This is a genomic window from Kordia sp. E (assembly GCF_056033805.1).
The window spans coordinates 1,494,029-1,508,731 of the sequence record NZ_JBRASR010000003.1; the positions used below are offsets into that span (position 1 = coordinate 1,494,029).

The 14,703-nt window shown below is 32.9% G+C and carries 11 protein-coding genes; 4 read left to right on the plus strand and 7 right to left on the minus strand.

What is annotated here, in order from left to right; all coding sequences use genetic code 11:
* Positions 1-98 precede the first annotated feature (98 nt).
* Together ACUUYC_RS19425 and ACUUYC_RS19430 are read left to right on the plus strand one after the other, a co-directional pair.
* Positions 99-788 carry a pseudouridine synthase gene (locus tag ACUUYC_RS19425; RefSeq protein ID WP_474268475.1) on the plus strand — a complete coding sequence of 230 codons (690 nt, stop codon included), beginning with the start codon at positions 99-101 and terminating at the stop codon, positions 786-788.
* 171 nt (positions 789-959) lie between these two features.
* Positions 960-2,096, plus strand: a complete 1,137-nt coding sequence (locus ACUUYC_RS19430; RefSeq protein WP_474268477.1) for a sodium:calcium antiporter — start codon at positions 960-962, stop codon at positions 2,094-2,096.
* 96 nt (positions 2,097-2,192) lie between these two features.
* Here ACUUYC_RS19430 and ACUUYC_RS19435 read toward each other — a convergent pair whose 3' ends face one another.
* The 4 genes from ACUUYC_RS19435 to ACUUYC_RS19450 all read right to left on the minus strand — a co-directional run bounded on the left by ACUUYC_RS19435 (position 2,193) and on the right by ACUUYC_RS19450 (position 5,226).
* Positions 2,193-2,336 carry a hypothetical protein gene (locus ACUUYC_RS19435; RefSeq protein ID WP_474268478.1) on the minus strand — a complete coding sequence of 48 codons (144 nt, stop codon included), beginning with the start codon at positions 2,334-2,336 and terminating at the stop codon, positions 2,193-2,195.
* A gap of 254 nt (positions 2,337-2,590) precedes the next feature.
* Complete coding sequence (locus ACUUYC_RS19440; RefSeq protein WP_474268479.1) at positions 2,591-2,776, minus strand: hypothetical protein; 186 nt, start codon at positions 2,774-2,776, stop codon at positions 2,591-2,593.
* A 207-nt stretch (positions 2,777-2,983) separates the two neighbouring features.
* Positions 2,984-3,178 carry a hypothetical protein gene (locus ACUUYC_RS19445; protein ID WP_474268482.1) on the minus strand — a complete coding sequence of 65 codons (195 nt, stop codon included), beginning with the start codon at positions 3,176-3,178 and terminating at the stop codon, positions 2,984-2,986.
* Positions 3,179-3,291: 113 nt separating this feature from the next.
* Positions 3,292-5,226: a CASTOR/POLLUX-related putative ion channel gene (locus ACUUYC_RS19450; protein WP_474268484.1), complete on the minus strand. Its 1,935-nt coding sequence runs from the start codon at positions 5,224-5,226 to the stop codon at positions 3,292-3,294.
* A 617-nt stretch (positions 5,227-5,843) separates the two neighbouring features.
* Here ACUUYC_RS19450 and ACUUYC_RS19455 point away from each other — a divergent pair.
* Together ACUUYC_RS19455 and ACUUYC_RS19460 are read left to right on the plus strand one after the other, a co-directional pair.
* Entirely contained in the window at positions 5,844-6,401 is a 558-nt protein-coding gene (locus ACUUYC_RS19455; RefSeq protein ID WP_474268485.1) for an ExbD/TolR family protein, read from the plus strand.
* Between the two features lie 301 nt (positions 6,402-6,702).
* Positions 6,703-7,095 carry a hypothetical protein gene (locus ACUUYC_RS19460; protein ID WP_474268487.1) on the plus strand — a complete coding sequence of 131 codons (393 nt, stop codon included), beginning with the start codon at positions 6,703-6,705 and terminating at the stop codon, positions 7,093-7,095.
* Positions 7,096-7,185: 90 nt separating this feature from the next.
* Here ACUUYC_RS19460 and ACUUYC_RS19465 read toward each other — a convergent pair whose 3' ends face one another.
* The 3 genes from ACUUYC_RS19465 to ACUUYC_RS19475 form a co-directional block, all read right to left on the minus strand.
* On the minus strand, positions 7,186-11,781 hold the full coding sequence (locus tag ACUUYC_RS19465) for an immunoglobulin-like domain-containing protein (RefSeq protein WP_474268489.1): 4,596 nt from the start codon (positions 11,779-11,781) through the stop codon (positions 7,186-7,188).
* Between the two features lie 421 nt (positions 11,782-12,202).
* On the minus strand, positions 12,203-13,906 hold the full coding sequence (locus ACUUYC_RS19470; RefSeq protein ID WP_474268491.1) for a patatin-like phospholipase family protein: 1,704 nt from the start codon (positions 13,904-13,906) through the stop codon (positions 12,203-12,205).
* 384 nt (positions 13,907-14,290) lie between these two features.
* The coding region (locus tag ACUUYC_RS19475; RefSeq protein ID WP_474268493.1) for a DUF5777 family beta-barrel protein at positions 14,291-14,703 on the minus strand (413 nt) is incomplete at its 5' end.

Sequence of the window (14,703 nt, forward strand, 5' to 3'; positions counted from 1 at the left end):
CAGGATTTTTCCCCTTTTTGAAAAGAAGAAAAAAGATACTTTTTATAGTTTTCATAGTTTTTATTGAAAGTACTGAATCCTATTTTTTATCATTGCACATGATTTTGTACGAAGATGATTTTGTAATTGCAGTTGCGAAACCCAATAATATGTTGGTTCATCATTCGTTTATGGCTCGAAATCAGTCAGATGAGAAAACGTTAGTTGGTTTGTTACATGAAAAGTTTGACAAGCATTTTTTTCCGATTCATCGCTTAGATAGAAAAACTTCGGGCATTGTGCTGTGTGCAAAGCAAAAAGAGTTTGTTGCAAAATTTCAAGCATTGTTTACTTCCGATCAGATTCAGAAAGTATATTATGGCATTGTGCGAGGGTTTTCGCCAAAGAGCGGACGTATTGATTCTCCTGTAAAAGGAAGAGATGCAAACGTCCATAAAGAAGCATTGACACATTTTGAAACGTTAGCAAGTATTACGCTTCCAATTCCTGTGAAACCGTTTCCTGAATCGCGCTATAGCTTAGTGAAGTTACTTCCAAAAACTGGTCGTATGCATCAGTTACGAGTTCATTTAAACAAAATAAATCATCCATTAATTGGCGATCCAAAGTATGGCGATCGCTTTCATAATCGAATGTTTCAAGCTGAATTTGATATGCACAATTTGTTTTTGCACGCTTCTTCCCTATCATTTCAGCATCCTTTTTTAGAAAAAGAGATTGTTATTCAATGCCTATTTCCAACCGACTGGCTTACAATAGCTGATAAATTTCAATGGGAATTGCCTTAAGTGTGATTATAAATTTTCATGTTTCTACTTTCGTTTTCTTTGCTTTCCCAAAGAATACTGAATCTAGTTCAGCACAGGCTGACTTACATTATTTATAATTATACATAATCACAACTAAATTATTTAATGTGTGTTTAAATCTCTAAATTTGTAATTCAAACAAAAATATTAATGGCAATAGTTTCCTCATTAGGCTTAATTTTTATTACCTGTATTGTTATTTGGAGAGCTTGTGATGGCTTTGAAATGGCATCCGATTACTTAGGTCGGAATATGAAAGAAGGAATCAAAGGAGCTACAATTAATGCCATTGGAAGTAGTTTACCTGAATTATTTACTACATTATTCTTTTTATTCGTTTTAAAAGATAAAGATGGTTTTTCTGGTGGAATTGGAACCACAGCCGGAAGTGCCGTTTTTAATGCAATGATTATTCCTGCAGTTGTAATTATGGCTGTGATTGGAAAAGGAATTGTAGATCGAATTGATGTTTCTAAGAAAGTGATAAAACGAGACGGAATTTCCTTGATTTTATGTGAAATTGTATTGATTTTACTGATCACAGGAACAGAATTACATTGGTATCACGGTTTGGTATTGATGCTTTTGTATATGGTTTATATTACATACATGCTAACGAGTCAAGGTTCTGGTGATGTAGATAATGAGTATGAAGCAGAAGCTGATGGTGGCAATAGAATGGTGGCATTTTGTAAAGGAGATTTTGCAACAACCGTTTTAGGAAATGGAACAATTACTACTGGAAAAGCATGGTTGTTAATGCTTGTTTCCGTGTTTTTTATAGGAATTGCATGTTATTGGTTGGTAGAAGCTTGCGAACAGTTTGGAGAAGCAATTGGAATGCCAATTTACTTTGTATCTGTTGTGTTAGCTTCCGCAGCTACAAGTGTACCAGATACAATTATTTCATGGAAAGATGCTATGAAAGGAAATTATGATGACGCTGTAGCCAATGCGCTTGGAAGTAATATTTTTGATATTTGTTTTGCACTTGGTTTCCCGTTATTTTTATTTACGTTGATGTACGGACCAATTACGATGAGTCCTGGAACGCTTGAAAACGTTGGACAGTTGCGTGTATTATTATTGATTGTAACAATTGTAGCGTTCTTTATTTATTTAGTCCCAAAAACCATTCGAAAGTCACATGGATACTTATTGATTAGCTTGTATGCACTGTTTGTGATTTATATTGTTTTGAAAGGAATGAATAGTGATTTAAGCATTATTACTGGAATTTCAGATGGTTTATCTTCTATTTCACACTTTTTTAGCACACTTTTATAAACTACAAAACCATGATCAGAATTTCTTCCAATCATGGTCTACATGCTGCTTTGGCAAATATTCAACTATTGGCAAACAAAAATCATTAATTCATGTTTAACATTCTGTAAACGTTTGTTCTAACAGGCTATCACATGAAGCATATCCCGATTTTGGTTTTCTACCTCCATTGATAATGCTCGTTTGTAACGTTGAGATTACTTTCTTTGATAAGTTTAATTTTGACTTTCTTTTTTTCATAATAAATGTTTTAAAAAATTAATAATGATGTGAAATTAAGTCAGTCAAAAACTAGAAACAACAGTTATAGCCTACGATTTATGAATCAAAGGTTGTATCATTTTATGATTATTACTTTGAAATTGATTCCATAAAAAAAGCGAACCGAAGTTCGCTTAAATTTAGTATTACCTTGAGTTTGACATAAATTTCATTCTATTCAAACGACATTTCTCAATACCTTTTAAATTAGAATTACGTCAAATGCATGTGTTTTAGGCAACTGTACAATACGTACACGTATAATCATTTACTGTGTTTGCACAATACGAAGATTTGAATGTCTCTGTATCAATTTTTATAGGTTCAAAAGTTGTTGCTCCACCTTTTACATTCCCTGATGTTAATGTAGAGATTGATCTTTTGTTTAATGTAATTTTCTTTAAATGCTTACTTTTCATGATTTTAAATATTATTGTTAATTTATTTACGAAAAATACATCTTTTAATGTTTAAAAAAAATTATTCTATGTAAGAATACTTATCATAATCAATGTTTATAAATTAAACATTTGTACTAATTTATTTATCATTTTTACAAGAAAAATTTTTTAAATTAAAAACATTAAGAGATATAAAAAACGAACCGAAGTTCGCCTTTAGTTTTATTAGGCAACTGTACAAAAATAATGACAGGTATAATCATTTCTTGTGTCAGCACAATATGTAGACAGAAATGTTGTTGGGTCAATAGTTCCTATTGGTGGTTCAACAGTAGTCTTTCCTCCTTTTACATTCCCTAATGATAATGTAGAAATTACTCTTTTGTTTAATGCGATTTTCTTTAACTTTTTACTTTTCATAATTATAAATTTTTATGATTAAATTATTTACTAAAACTACTAGTAAGCTTGTAATTAAAAAAAAATCTATTGTATAAAAAGCATTTTTGTTGTCGTCATTTATAAATTGTAAGCTATAACTCATCTTCAGATAAAACAACCAAGAAATCGTGTTCAGTAAGTTCTATTTGTGCATCTTTTTCTAAATTGAGTGTTACACCAAAATTAGATGCTACATCTTTACTCAAATCACCTTTTCGGATTCCTAAACAAATTTCATCACGTTTGTTGGCTATTTCCATTGCTTCTGCAAAGGTGATTTTCTGTGGGAATTCTTCAAAGTATAATGTGGTTGGCTTTACATATATTTCACTTCCATCTTCTGAAAAGATATCATCGTAGAATGTTTTGATTAATGGTTCTTCGCTCAGTTGTGCTAAAATCATTGTGATTAGCTTGTTACTAATAATGAAATCATCTACATCAGTCTGATTTATAATTTCTTGATTTTCAGAGTTTAATACTTGCGTAAGTAAATGTGTGTTTTCAAAATCAGTAATTATTTTTCGTAACATTAATAGAATTATTAACGTATCAGAATCAATTTTATCAGCACTTTCCTCCTTCATACTTTGCGATAATACAATCACATTATCATAGTTAGAAGGATTTATTTCTTCTAAACATTCTATTGCTAAAGGGTTTGAATCAATCAAATTGATTTTAAATTCAGGATATTCTTCTTGCAAACTAGCAATCATTTCCAATAATTCTTCCGTTGGTTTGTGGAATAGTATGTCAAATTCAGAATTTTCAATAAGATAATCCGTTGCTTCTTCTATGAATATTTCTGCTACTTTATGCCAACCTAAGATTAAGATTTTCTTCTGAACTTGTTCTAGTTTTTCGTCTTTTAATGGAATTGATTTTGGATTGAATTTTTTATGTGTTCCTAACTTTATTGTTGAATCGTCTTCTGCTAAAATTACAACTTGATCACCGTTTTTTAGTACAGTATCACGTTCTGGACGTAAAATCAATCCACCTTCTTCAGAATATGTTCCTAATGGAATTCCATCTTCTAAATAGTATGCTAAATCGTAAAAGTTTACATTGTTCCATTGATCTTCATGAAAGTATACTTCACAACCATCAAATGATAGTATTTCATTGTAAACCATCTCTAGACCACTTGTAAGTGATGTTTGAACTAATAGTTTACCCATGATAGTCCAACTGTCTATAGCTATGATATTTTCGTCTTCAAAGAAACTAATTATTTCACGTTTTTCTTCTGTAAATACTTCGGCAACAATTGGCAATTCGTTTTTACCACCTTGACACGAAGTTATTGCTAAAATTGATTTGATTGATTGTACATCCGAAGCTACTTTTTTGTCTTTAGAAGCACTTTCTGTACAGTTTGCAAGTATGATAATCGATTTGGAATCTTTTACATTTACACGTTCCAATTCGTTGATGTTTGCATAATCACCTTGTGTTGTAATAATATCAGTTGTCATTGTATCAGGCAAACGTTTCGATATTAAATCGTCCATGTATTCTTTGTCTGCTTCCGCAAGAATAACCACACATGCTTTACGTTCGCTTTCATTGGCAAGAATTAGTTCACGAATAATATCTACCACGCGTTCATTCCAACCTAGGATAAGTGTATGATCAGATTCTATAATTTTTCCTCTACCCTTTCTAAATTCATATAACATTTTGTTTAATGACGTTGTAATAAAACCAATTAACATCGATAATAATATCACTCCTGTTAAACCAGAAATTACTGTCATAACTTTTAACCAAGCTGGCGCTAAGTTATCTTGATTCATGTTTCCTGTTGCCGTCATTTCAAGGAATGTAATCCAAATATCTCGAAATGGATTTCCGTTGTAATCGAGCCCAGGAAATAGTGTAATTAACAGTAATCGTAATCCCATTAGGACTAAAAACGAGAAGATAAATAGGATTAGTAAACTTAAAAAGATAGATGACCCACCTTTGCTCATAAAGCGTTCTAAACGATAATAGAACTTTTCTCTTAAAGAATTCTTCATTATTGGAATTGGTTGATTATGGTACAGTTTTACTCGATAATCGAGATTTAAATAATTTGAGGATTACCTCGTTTGGTTGCAATAATTATTCATCAATACCTTTTGAACTTGTACTGAGGTAAATGATTTTTTGAGAAATGGAGGGAATTTCTCTTGGCTGAGTAAATATAATAATTTAAATGACTTTAATTAAATATTAGTGTTTTCAAATAAACCATTTCGTTATTATAAAATAGTAGTGTTTTCATTTTCTTTGCTTTCCCAAAGAAAAGAAACAAAAGAAAGGGAATTTTTCCAGAGGTATTTTTAATTTTTCTATCGAAAATTAAAACCACAATTATTTTTCTAAATTTTCTCCAAGGCTTCAAAAATTTTCAACGAAAAATAATTGTTATACAGCGGAAAAAACAACATTTAAAATTAACTTCCTAAAACAAAACTCTCATTGTAAGTTTTTTTAGAAAATTAAATTAGTATCCATTGATTAATGGTTTAATGAATGCAAAAACTAGGCGAATCTTCCTAAATATCAAAACGTTATTAGCAATTTTAAGTGCATTTATGGTATCAATTTTGATGTTAATATGGCTTAACATTAAAACCGAACTATTATGAACATGTCTAGAAAAACCATTTCAGGCGTAAACGCAGGCTCTATGGCCGACATTGCGTTTTTATTATTAATTTTCTTTTTGGTCACGACCACTTTTCCTGATGATCAAGGAATTGAAAGTGTAATGCCCAGACCTTGCCCCGAAGGTGTCGATTGTACCGCAGAGTTGCATGAAAAGAATATTTTTACAATTCGATTGAATCGAAATAATGAATTGATGGCAAACAACGAGTTGATTGACATTGACGAATTGCGCGCAAGCATCAAAGCCTTTGTTGATAACAATGGTGATGAAACATGCGAATATTGTCATGGAGAAAAAGACCTAACCTTGTCTGATAACCCAAAGAAAGCCGTGATCGCAATTCATACCGATCGTGAAGCAACCTATGACAATTATATTGAGGTTCAAGATGAGTTAGTTAGCGCGTATTATGAATTGCGTAAAGAGTTGAGCAAACTCAAATTCAACAAAAAAATTGATCAATTAACCGATGAAGAAATCACTATTTTACAAGAATCGTATCCGTTTCGAATTACGGAAGCTGATTTGAATCAGTAAAAAATAAAACGCCCAATGTATTGATTATATTGGGCGTTTTGCTAATAGTATATGATTAATGTATTCTTTATAAATTTCTTATAAAACCGCCTTTTATGCTTCATGCATACATTTTCGGGTTCTTATAGCCAAATATTCTTGCCTTATGGTATTTTTCGAAAAACCAATGGTTTTATTGTGCAATTTTGGAGTGTAATCAAAAAGAAATATTCGATTTAGTAGCTACCATAGTTTTCTTGATGATACTGGTGAAATCCGAAAAGCCAATTTTAAAAAGAGTAGGAAACTAACATATATAATTATGGCAACTAGATATATTAAAATATTAATCGACACACAAAGCTTATTATCAACTCCAGCTCCAACTGTACAAAGTTGTGTATACATGGTCGCTCCTTCTGAAATGGATCCAACGTATCCATATGGACCATCTGAACTTGCCGCAACAGTAAACAATGGTGATACTGTAATTTGGAGTGCTTCTGGTTTTGATAATGAAACTAAAATTACATTAATTGCAGCCAAAAGTCCTGGAATTTTAAATACGGATATGACAACTGATTATAATGATGACGGAACTGTATCCGCGCTTGCTAAAACAAATGTTACAAGCGGAATATATAGGTTTGCATTTACTGTAGATGATCAAGATTTTTCAGAGTTTACTTGGGATCCATTTTTAACAATTAAGTAATCTTCTTTTTATTTTACTAAGTTTTACGATAAAAAAGCCCAATACAATCAATGTATTGGGCTTTTTAGATAAATAAGGTTTTTGGTTTATTTATTGCTTCATAAACTTCTTGGTAAGTGTATTGTTTCCGTCAAAGACTTCAAGGAAATACACACCAGATCGAAGGTTACCAACTTTAATTTGATTTGCTTCTTTTCCTTTTGCAACTTCCTGTCCATATAAATTGATGATTCTATAGGATGTTACAGCTCCAAAATTCAGTTTAATGTTTACTATACTTCCACGAACTGGATTTGGATATAATGTCAATGTATTTTTAGTAAAGAATACTTCATCACTAGAATCAGCAGTAACAGTTGTATCATCTTTCGTATTTTCAGTTTCTTGACGAGGTAATAATGTTGTGTTTAGATTGATATTATCAATTGCAACATCTGCTTGCCAAGTTCCACCAGTAATTCTATTGAAACGCAACTGTACGCTTCCACCAATATAACTTGAAAGATCAACATTTGCACTTAGCCATTGGTTTCCTTTATTTCCAGATTCAGTCCAAAGTGTTGTCCAAGATAATCCATTGTCATTACTTGCTTCTAGTGCAATAGTTCCCATGTCAGTTGATCCAAACATGTGGTAGCTAAAGCTGAATGAAGCATTTGCTTCGCCTGATAAATCATAACAAGGCGAATTGATAATTGCTTGTTTGTTAGGAAATCCTGTTCCGTTACCTGATGCTTCTACGAAAATGTAGAAATCTCCACTTGCAGCATTTGCAGGTCCCGTATTTTGTGATGGTGTTCCGTTTGCATCAACTGTCCAGTTGATATCATCTGCGGAAGATTGTGTCCAATCTCCTAAAGTGTTTTCATAACTTTCTGTGTATGGGAATGTATTGATTCCTCCAGAACAACCTTCTACAATAATTTCTTGATCTATTAAACTAATATTATCAATTGCGATATCTGCTCTCCACGTGCTTCCAGTCACTCTATTGAATCGAAGTTGTACATTGCTACCAACATATGCTCCTAAGTCAATATTTGCTGTTTGCCAAGCGTTTCCTTGATTTCCAGTTTGATTCCAAAGTGATGTCCAGTTTTCACCATTATCTTCACTAATTTCTACAGCTAATGTTCCCATATCCGTTCCGTACATATGATAGTTGAAACTAAATGTAGCTTGTGTTAATGCTGATAAGTCAAAACATGGAGATGTTAAAATAGCTTGCTTATCAGGAAATCCTGCTCCGTTTCCTGAAGCTTCTACATATGCATAGAAATTCCCTTCGATAGCACTTGATGGTCCTGTATTTTGTGATGGCGTTCCATTACTAAGTAATGTCCAATCGATATCGTCAGCAGTTGATTGTGTCCAACCGCCTAATGTATTTTCAAATCCTTCAGAGTATGGAAATGTATCAATTCCGTTTGTACATCCAATACTTACTTCATTTACATTTATGGTACGAGTTACTTGTGTTGCTGCGTTTCCTGCTGCATCACTTACATTGTAACTAATTGTGTATGTTCCAGCTACAGCTGTATTTACAGTTCCACTAGTAACAATAGCACTTGTAAGGTTTCCATCTATATTGTCTGTTGCAGTAGCGCCTAATTCTGTATATGTATCTCCAACATTTAAGTTGATTGTAGCATTTCCGTTTAGCGTAATTACTGGTGCAGTTGTATCTGCAACTACATTTACAGTACGCGTTACTTGTGTTGTGTTTCCTGATGAATCACTAACTGTATAGGTAATTGTGTATGTTCCAGCTACAGCTGTATTCACATTTCCTGTAGTTACGATAGCACTTGTAAGGTTTCCATCTAAATTGTCTGTAGCAGTAGCGCCTAATTCTGTATATGCTTCACCAACATTTAAGTCAATTGTAGTATTTCCGTTCAGCGTTATTACTGGTGCAATTGTATCTGCAATTACATTTATAGTACGAATTACTTGTGTTGTGTTTCCTGCTGCATCACTTACCGTGTATGTTATTTGGTATGTTCCGGCTGTAGATGTATCAACAGTTCCACTAACACTAATACTTGGTGTAAGATTTCCATCTATGTTATCTGTTGCCGTTGCTCCAAGTTCTGTATATGAATCTCCAATGTTAAGGTTGATTGTAGCATTTCCGTTTAGTGTTATTACTGGTGCAGTTGTATCAGCAATTACATTTACTGTACGAGTCACTTCTGTTGCGGCGTTTCCAGCTGCGTCACTTACATTGTAACGAATTGTGTATGTTCCAGCCACAGCTGTATTTACAGTTCCGCTAGTAATGATTGAATTTGTTAGGTTTCCATCTACATTGTCAGATGCTGTAGCACCAAGTTCCGTGTAAAAGTCTCCAACATTTAAATTGATTGTAGCGTCTCCGTTTAGCGTAATTACTGGAGCAGTTACATCAACTGGAGTTACAACATTTACTGTTCTAATTACTTCAATAGCATTATTTCCTGCAATATCACGAACATTATAAAATAATGTGTATGTTCCAGCGACAGCTGTATTTACAGTTCCAGTTACCACAATGTTACTTGAAATGTCTCCGTCCATATTATCAATTGCTGTTGCTCCTGCATCTACATATACATCATTTACAAATATTTCAACAGGATTGTCTCCATTTAATGCAATGATTGGTGCAATTGTATCTGGCATAGAAGATATAATGTTTACTGTGTAATCTTCTACTTCTCCATAGGTGAATGTTTCACATAGTGTCGGAATTTCATTGTATTTCATAGAAACACGCATTCTTGTTGCTCCATTTGATATTCCTGTTGGAACCGTAAATGATCCGCTAACTGAAGCTGCTGTTGTATTTCCTTGTGTCCAAACTTGTTCGCCTGAATCTGAGAAGTCTCCATCTTGGTTGTAGTCAATCCAAACTGAATATGCTTCGTTGTATACAGTACCTGTCCATGTAGGAGTTACAGTTATTGTGTATTGTCCATTTCTAGTTAAGTCCGTAGCAATATTTGTAAAATCTGAATAGAAACGTGCATCAGAAGTATTGTCAATTGCTTCAAGCTGAACTCTACTTATGTATTCATCATTTACATTTGTACTTCGTGAATCACAATAGTTAAGAATAACCGTTTGATTTGTTGTAATTATTACTGTATTACTTGGTTGTGATTCGTTTCCTGCTAAATCTCTCGCAATTACTTTGAATTCGTAAGTTGTGTTTTGAGTTAATCCAGTAACAAGGTAGTTTACTTCTGCAACAGAAGCAATGAGAACATCATTTTGATAGATGTCATAAGCTGTAACATCCATGTCATCTGTGGAAGTTGTCCAAGATAAGTCTGTAGATGTTTCAGTTGTATTTACTGCTACTAAGTCTGATGGATCAGTTGGTGCTTGTATATCTCCATTTACATCATCAACAATTGTAATGTTTCTTGTAAATTTAAAATAACCACAAGTTCCAACTGTATAGATTACAGAGTGACTTCCTGTTGGAGAGTTTGCAAGGTCTATTTCTCCAGTTGCAGCATTTACAATTAATCCTGAAGGACTTGAAAACGTTCCTCCTGTTAACCCAACAAGTACTGGAGTTGGATTTGGATTCGTTGTTGTGTATGTCGTTGACAAGAATGTAAACATTGCAAAGTTGTTGTAATGTGCATCTATATAGTTTAGTACTACTGCTGCATAATCTTTTGCAAAAGGCACTAATGTTGGTGTTCTTGAATCAAATACTTGTCCATTGTACGTTCCTAAATCACGAACACGTCTATTTACTTCTGTCATGATTCCGTCAATATTTCCTGCTCCGCCAGTTCCATCATTTGTTCCATTACCCGATCCGTGTCTACGATTGTTATAGAAATCACCATCAAAGTATGCGTTTCCATTTGGACGTGTATCATCGCAGCTTCCGCCACCATTGTTGGTAGCACTTGGAACTGCTCTGTAACCATTTGTACTTCCACAACCTGCATGACCTTGATTTGCATAGAATGTTCCAGCAGCATTTTGAAATAATTCACCTAAACTATTGTTTCCTCTTATTAATTCTTCATGAGAAAGATTGTTAAGGTTTGTATTTACTAAGTTTCTAATTGTAGATTTATTAATGATATCAGCGGCATTTAAATTTGATCCGTCTAATTCATTTCCTGTAATGTTATAGCCAGCTTCTATTCTAGGAATAGAATGACTTTGTCCGTGAAGATCAATGTATAACCCTTTTCCCCAGTTTGCTTCTACAGAATTACTTGCCTGATCGATAAATCCATGAAATGCATTCCAATGATCAGTTGCATTAGCGTTTCCACAAGTAGCTTCATTAACTTCACGGTTTGGATCTAGTTTTGATCTATGAAGATTATTAATAATTACGTGTGCATAACAACCTGTAAGTTCAAATATTTCTTTTTGAATTTCCCTTACTAAGATATCTGTATTGTCATCTCGTTCGTTGGTTCCACAACTACGATCTGGTAATGAACCATCATTATCTGGATAAAAGATGCCTCCAATTGTTTGTCCTGATTGTTGTACACCTCCATGTGGTGCAGAAATAATGATTGGCAAATTCCCTGGAATGTACTCAATGTAATTGCGAGTATCGCCTCCAGTTTGTTCGTAATAAATAGATACGCCCGGAGTTTGTGCTTGTAGAAATGATGTAAGTAGGCATAGCACAATTAAGTGTAAGATTTTTTTCATGTTTTTTGATAGTTAGGTTAAGTTCAAAAGGATTATTTTGGGACAAATAATCAATTAAAACAGTTCGTATTTTAGAAATAAGCATTTAGGGCAAAATGTATATTTCTGGGGCTATTTTCAATACTATTATAAAGCTACTCTCATTTAAATCGATATCTTAAGTAATTAGTCGACTACACTAAAAACATCGGTTAAATGCATTTTTTCATCGATAAAAGACGTGTTTCTTCGTTTAAATGAAACTTACTTATTATAAAATTAAAGAATAAAGCATTACGATTGATTTAATTTACCTTACATATTATAAGGTATTTACGTATTAAATTGCTTTTTTCCGCTGTAGAAGTGTAATTATTTAGATTTTTTTCAATAAAAAAGGCATTTTTTTATAAAAATGCCTTTTAAAGTAAGTGTCTATTGATCAACTCTTTAATGTTTCAGTGTGGAATAATGGGTTTTTGTTGAATTCTTCCCAATCATTTTCTAATGATGATAAGAGTTCATCAATATCAATAATTTGTTGTTCTGTTAGCGATATGTCACTGTTTTTAAGTTTGATAATATAATCCATCAAAGTGTAACAAGTTGTAAATTGACCACAAGCAATCAGTGTATCCATACGACCTTTAGCAATATCGGTTTCATCCCACCAAAGTGTTGTTGGCGTTTCAGAAGCAATTAAAGCAGTATTTTCTAGTGCTGGAGATGGTTTGTTAATGTCTTTATTAAACGGAGTTCTTCCATAAACTGTTTTCGCTCCATTTAATTGGTATACAGTTGAAGTGACAGATCTGAATTCTGTTCCTTTTTTAAAGTATAAATATTTATAATTTAAACGTCGTATTTGTTTTAAGAACACATCATTTACCATTACAACCGTCGTACTAATTCGTTCTGTTAGCATACGCTGAACTAAATCTAAACGTAGTTTTTTAAAACTCAATACTTCATCTACCAATGGTGTGGGTACATTTTTTCGAAACATCGAAGAAATCCAATCCAGTACAGATCCTTTTATTCTTCCTGCAATAACTCCAATAACTGTTAATATGATTCCTATTCCGGTAATGACTCCACCAATCATATATAAAGCTGACCACGATTCTCCTTTGATAACTTCAAAATAGCTCAGTGCCATCATAATTATACCAAGTAATGCGAGTATCCAATACAATGGTTTTACACCAAAATGACTTAATATATTTGATGCTTTGGTTTTTATGTTTTCACTTTCGTAAGTTGCTTTTGGTTCAGGTTTCCACGGAGTCATTTTATAACTTGCCACGTCACTAACAATGATTAAATCTAATTCACGTTTACGCTTTCCGTCTATGTTTATTTCCTTTCGTTCGTCTCTTCTACGCTCACTTATGCGCATCATACTTCCTATTCCCTGATTGTCAGCAATTCCACCATCCATGATTCCGACACCATTAGCAAATAAATCTAATTCTTTTACCGCCTTATATTCTGGAGTGTTTTGATCTTTTATATAGTCATCAGGAAAAACTAAAGGCTCAAAACCTAAAGGGAAACATGATGAAGATGCTACTATATCTGCTAATTGTATGTCATTTTTAATTTTTGTTACTTGTGATCTACCTAAAGGATTATTCCCAAATCTTCCTTCATTTTGAAAACGGAATACCAATCCAAAAGAAAAATCCGTTGCATTAAAACATACATTTTTTAAACTTGGCGAAGTTGGTTCATCAAATAATTCGAAATTACCTTTATAAACATCCATGTCTGCATATGTAAGTGCAAATGCATTGATGAGTGATCGTTTTTTATGTGGATTTGCCTTCCAAACATTGTCATCATTTAATTTAGCAATCGCTGTTGATAGCAGTTCATCCTTACTTGGTTCAAAGGAATTGTAGAATTTTTGAAAGAAGTTTTTAAAGTTATAATCATCAGCCTGAACCGCTTTTGAATACGCAACTCCAAATAACGTTCCTCCACTAACGGTACTGATTGCTTCAACATTATTGATCAACGGTTTATTTTGGTATTGTATTTTTTCTAAATAGGAAACAACTCCTAGTGAGAAAAATGTAGCGCGGTAACCGCCACCACTAAAACAAAGTCCGATACTTTTAAAAGGAATAAAATCTTCTTGCATGCTATGTTATTTAGGTTGATACTATGCTTTTTTAACACTATTAATACCATTTTTACATTGAAATTAATATATTAAAATGTTCTTTTTGCCTTTCTACTTCAATAGAAAAAGAAACCGTAACTAAGGCTATGCTTTATTTTTCTATTTTGTATAAAGAAAAAAATCTTCACTTTCTTTATCTCTATTTCAATACAAGAATGGTTTAAGCAATTAGGGAAGCTTCTCAAATATAGCTATTTAACATGAGTTTTAAGCTTGTTTTGAATGTAGTTTGTCGAATTATGCCGTGCAAGAAGTTTGAAGTTACATACAAAACAGGCTTTCAATGGCATTTTGAAAGCCTCTTTTTGTTATGGCTTGTTTTGTATGTTTTGTAATATATTTTTAGAATACACGTACAATGTTGAATCCGAAGAAGATATCTCCATCTCCCCAATCGCCTTCTCCATTACTAATGAAACCTGGCTCATTGGTTGATTGTGCATTTGAGAATAGTAATTGAAATACGTGTCCACCAGTTTCAATATCCACTCCAATTGTTAATGGATTTTTAAATGCTGAATCGTCTGCTCTGCTGAAATTATATACATAATCTAAGTTGATCGACATACGCTTGCTTACTTTTAAACGTCCACCTGCTCCCATTGCAAATTGATCATGCTTTTGAGAAGATTCTAACGTTAGGTTTTGACGTACATATGATGGTGCCAATTCCAAAGAGAAATTGTTGTTGAATCTTCTTGAGATCAGTAATTGTGTTGCATAACTCAATCGATCTTCAAATTTTAAGAAAGGAA

Excerpts from the sequence above, each read along its gene's own strand:
- ACUUYC_RS19425 (WP_474268475.1), top strand. The coding sequence starts at position 99 with ATGATTTTGTACGAAGATGATTTTGTAATTGCAGTTGCGAAACCCAAT.
- ACUUYC_RS19430 (WP_474268477.1), top strand. The coding sequence starts at position 960 with ATGGCAATAGTTTCCTCATTAGGCTTAATTTTTATTACCTGTATTGTT.
- ACUUYC_RS19435 (WP_474268478.1), bottom strand. The coding sequence starts at position 2,336 with ATGAAAAAAAGAAAGTCAAAATTAAACTTATCAAAGAAAGTAATCTCA.
- ACUUYC_RS19440 (WP_474268479.1), bottom strand. The coding sequence starts at position 2,776 with ATGAAAAGTAAGCATTTAAAGAAAATTACATTAAACAAAAGATCAATC.
- ACUUYC_RS19445 (WP_474268482.1), bottom strand. The coding sequence starts at position 3,178 with ATGAAAAGTAAAAAGTTAAAGAAAATCGCATTAAACAAAAGAGTAATT.
- ACUUYC_RS19450 (WP_474268484.1), bottom strand. The coding sequence starts at position 5,226 with ATGAAGAATTCTTTAAGAGAAAAGTTCTATTATCGTTTAGAACGCTTT.
- ACUUYC_RS19455 (WP_474268485.1), top strand. The coding sequence starts at position 5,844 with ATGTCTAGAAAAACCATTTCAGGCGTAAACGCAGGCTCTATGGCCGAC.
- ACUUYC_RS19460 (WP_474268487.1), top strand. The coding sequence starts at position 6,703 with ATGGCAACTAGATATATTAAAATATTAATCGACACACAAAGCTTATTA.
- ACUUYC_RS19465 (WP_474268489.1), bottom strand. The coding sequence starts at position 11,781 with ATGAAAAAAATCTTACACTTAATTGTGCTATGCCTACTTACATCATTT.
- ACUUYC_RS19470 (WP_474268491.1), bottom strand. The coding sequence starts at position 13,906 with ATGCAAGAAGATTTTATTCCTTTTAAAAGTATCGGACTTTGTTTTAGT.